Source organism: Sporomusa sp. GT1, assembly GCF_014634905.1.
Lineage (GTDB): Bacteria > Bacillota > Negativicutes > Sporomusales > Sporomusaceae > Sporomusa > Sporomusa sphaeroides.
Genome location: NZ_BMBX01000055.1, coordinates 1 through 4,061 on the forward strand (window position 1 = coordinate 1; position 4,061 = coordinate 4,061).

The following is a 4,061-nucleotide window of genomic DNA, read 5'->3' on the forward strand; positions in this document are numbered from 1 at the left end:
TTGATGTTAGATGTAAAACATCTAACTAAGCGATCACAGCGGAATCACAGATTCCGTGTGCCTGCTTATATTTAAAGCGCTCATTGAGCACCGCACATCTGGCTTTTTATGATGCATTACTTACATTGTTCAGTTTTCAGGGAACCGCTAGTGTCACCGGCGTTTACCGCTTCAGTGACAGCTTATATATGTTATCACGTTTATTTCACCGTGTCAACATCTTTTTTCTTATCAGTTATCACTAGGTTTTGTAGCGACAACTTTTATATAATAACACACTAATTAGAATGTGTCAATATATTCTTCGGCATATCCTGTCGCCGCGTCCCTCGCGACTTGTATATATTAACACGCCAATTTTGCCGTGTCAATACCTGCATTCCCTCTTATTTAGTAGGACATAGCAGGGAATATCTTTCTTATTTTATCATAGCATATCTTATCCTGGCACGTCAATTATTATTCACGCAATTTAGAAAAAACAAAATATAAAAGGTTCTCCTATTTCTTAACTACCGCTTCAAGAGCCAAGACTAATACTATTTTTATCAAAATAGAAAGCAGCCCGTTTAGGACTGCTTTACAATAGTATGACTTTTGGTCTTTAAATTTTATACATAGCACCGTTTATCTGAAGCAAGTCTCCATTTATTTCAATACTGCTCCTGTATTGGCTGAAGTGACCAATCTGGCATATCTGGCAAGGTAGCCGGTAGTTACTTTAGGAGCCGGCTGAACCCAGGCGGCTTTCCGTTTGGCCATCTCTTCATCGCTTATCTTGCACTCAAGTTTACGTCCAGGAATATCAATACTAATAATATCCCCGTTTTCTATAAGGGCAATTGGCCCTCCCTCCATCGCTTCAGGCGAAACATGGCCAATGCAAGCACCCTGAGTAGCACCGCTGAAACGTCCGTCGGTTAATAGCGCCACTTTAAGTCCCATACCAACAATTACGGCTGTCGGGTTAAGCATTTCCTTCATCCCTGGACCGCCTTTAGGACCTTCATAACGAATAATTACAACATCGCCATCTTTGATCTTTTTGCCGATAATGGCTTCAATAGCTTCTTCTTCAGAATTAAAAACCCGGGCAGTGCCTTCAAAAACCAGCATATCATCTTTAACGGCGCTTTCCTTGACCACTGCACCAGCAGGAGCCAGGTTACCGTTCAAAATAGCAATCCCACCAGTATTGCGGTAGGGAGCATCTACCGATTTAATAACATCCGCACGCATAATCGCAGCGTCTTTAATCTTATCATTGACAGTACCGGCTATCGTTAGCGCATCGGTGTGAATTCGCCCTATTTTGGATAATTCCTTCATTACTGCTGAAATACCGCCTGCTTCATTAAGATCTTGAATATGCTGGGTTCCACCCGGACTTAATTTGGTTATATAAGGAGTCTTGGCACTGATTTCATCAAACAGGGATAGCGGCAACTCAAAACCGGCCTCATGAGCAATGGCGGTAAGGTGTAATACCGTATTGGAAGAACCGCCGATACCCATATCAACAGCCATAGCATTTTCAAAAGCCTTCCGTGTCAGAATATCACGAGCCTTTACATCTCGTTTTACCAGGTCAACTATAATTTGACCAGCTTGTTTTGCCATCATTCGCCGGACACCAAATTGAACGGCTGGAATTGTGCCATTTCCAGGCAGTGCCATACCTAATGCTTCCGCCATACAATTCATGGTATTGGCGGTAAACATGCCTGAACAGGAACCACAGCCGGGACATGCTGCCTTTTCCATTTTATCCATTTCATCGGCAGTGATTTTACCTGCTTCAAAAAGCCCGGCTGCTTCAAACATAGTACTAACACTAATATCGCGTCCCTGGTAACGGCCAGCCATCATCGGACCACCACTCATTACAATACAGGGAATATTCAGCCTGGCAGCAGCCATAAGCATACCTGGCACAATTTTATCACAGTTAGGGATGAGCACCAAGCCATCAAACCTGTGGCCTATCGCCATAGCCTCAACAGAATCAGCGATAAGTTCCCGGCTAGGTAATGGATATTTCATGCCATCATGTCCCATAGCAATCCCGTCACAAATACCGATGGCGGGAAATTCTACCGGCATCCCGCCACCCGCAGCCACACCTAGTTTCACTGCCTCAGCAACATCTCTAAGATGCATATGCCCCGGAATTATTTCATTGAAGGCATTAACGACACCAATCATTGGTTTTTCTAATTCCTGGGGAGTGTAGCCCATAGCATAGAACAAAGAACGGTGAGCTGCCCGGGTAGAACCCTTTTTAACAATACTACTTTTTAAATCCATATCATATCTTCCTCTCTTATCTATATATTTCACTGCAAAATACAAAACTCCACACAGGGAGTGCAGGACATTAACACTGTATTAAGTATTCAACAAAATATACATAATTCCTGCTCTCAATGCTTCTTCCTTCCTTTTCTCCCGCAAGCAGATTTATCCATACATTGAGGTGCAATCAGGCGTTATGTCAGAGTAAAAAATCACCCTCAGTACCGAGGGTGATTTGACCGATATTATCTTTTCTTTCTACTTTTATTTTTCTTTGAAGGCTTTTGTTTATTAACTTTGCTGGCAACCGGCCAATTGGCTTTGGAGTTGCGGACAAGTAGTGACCGCTTCTCCGGTGGTAATCCAATCCGACGTGACCCTAAATATACTTCAGCCAGTGGGTAAAAGGTTTCCCGGCGGTTAGGGTCTATATCAAAATCAAGCTTTGCCGTCGCCGCAATTTCACTCTTAGTAAAGTGGGCAATTTCCAGTTCACCAGGCTTGGGTAGCATATCAATTTTACGGTCACTCTTGTTATAGATAGCAAACAATATGGTTAAGGCCCCTACGATAAGCTCTCTGAGATTATACGCCGGCAGATGCTCATACTGGTGACTAAACGCCACTGCTTGTCTCAAGTGTTCTGCCGCTTTCTCAAACTCGCCACAATCAAAAAGTATTTGACCCAAAGAAAAATGCGACTCTACTTGTCCCATATCCTTAACTAATGCTTGCTCATGTGCAACCGCAGCCAACTCAGGACGCTTACCTCTGTAATAGGTATTGCCCAAACGATTCCAAAAATAGGCGTTATCAGGTGTTTCAACTAACTTTTGCAAAAAGTAACTTTCGGCATCACTTCCCCAGCGTGGGGCAAAATCGTTGTCAATCAGCGCTTCACCAAAAATGACTTCATCAGACTGCTTATTCTTAACGTTGAGGGCGGCAGCTGCTACCATTTTCCCTGCAAGCATTGTCCGCATACGGGAAGATAATATCCACTCTCCGGCAGTATTACAATGTTTGCAGCGAAAATAGCCAAGCGCTTGAATTTTCTCTATTCTCTTTTCATCCTCACCAACTGTAGCTGGCACCACTAAAGTACCTAAGTCATAGTCTCCCCCTTTGCCGCATTGCGCACATGTCAAACGGAAAATTGTTTCAGGAAATTCCCCATTAACCGTCTTTAGATGCTTATAAATAAGCTTCGGATACTTGCCGGGCAGCATGGCAATGGTCGGACGTGAGGAAACATGTTCTACATCCTGGCCTGTAGCTATGCTGATAAGTAAAGGGTTGATACCATGTCTTTGATATTTTTCCAATACATATCATTCCTTTGTAATAAAATAACTACTACAATTGCTACAATAATTATATTTGCAAAAAACCCCACCCGTGAACAGTGGGTGGGGTTTTCTTTTGTATTATTCTTATTATATGCTAGGATTTAGGATAAGTCAATTGACAAATAGATATAAGCAGAGAACCAAGTTATTAGGAGCGCCAGCGACGCTAGAACTTGTGTGAATCGCTTAGTTCCAAGCGGAGCGCGGAACCTCCTTATACAACAAAAAAGCCCATACCTTATACAGGTACGGGCATATTTCACATTCCCTGAAAACTTCACAGAAGAAAGACTGCGCATTAGGTTCTATCTAATGTTTGCACTTCATGCAAACGAGGTAGTTAAGTCAAGTCCTCGGCCTATTAGTACCAGTCAGCTGCATGGATTGCTCCACTTCCACATCTGGCCTATCTACCTT

General features: G+C 42.9%; 2 protein-coding genes. Both read right to left on the reverse strand.

The genetic code is table 11. The annotated features are described in order from the left end of the window. Nucleotides 1-648 precede the first annotated feature (648 nt). The gene (gene ilvD / locus GT1_RS21760; protein ID WP_188400477.1) at nt 649-2,307 is read right to left on the reverse strand and encodes a dihydroxy-acid dehydratase; all 1,659 of its coding nucleotides are present in this window, start codon (nt 2,305-2,307) and stop codon (nt 649-651) included. Nucleotides 2,308-2,540: 233 nt separating this feature from the next. Further along, nucleotides 2,541-3,620 carry a lipopolysaccharide assembly protein LapB gene (locus GT1_RS21765; RefSeq protein ID WP_188400478.1) on the reverse strand — a complete coding sequence of 360 codons (1,080 nt, stop codon included), beginning with the start codon at nt 3,618-3,620 and terminating at the stop codon, nt 2,541-2,543. Nucleotides 3,621-4,061 lie beyond the last annotated feature (441 nt).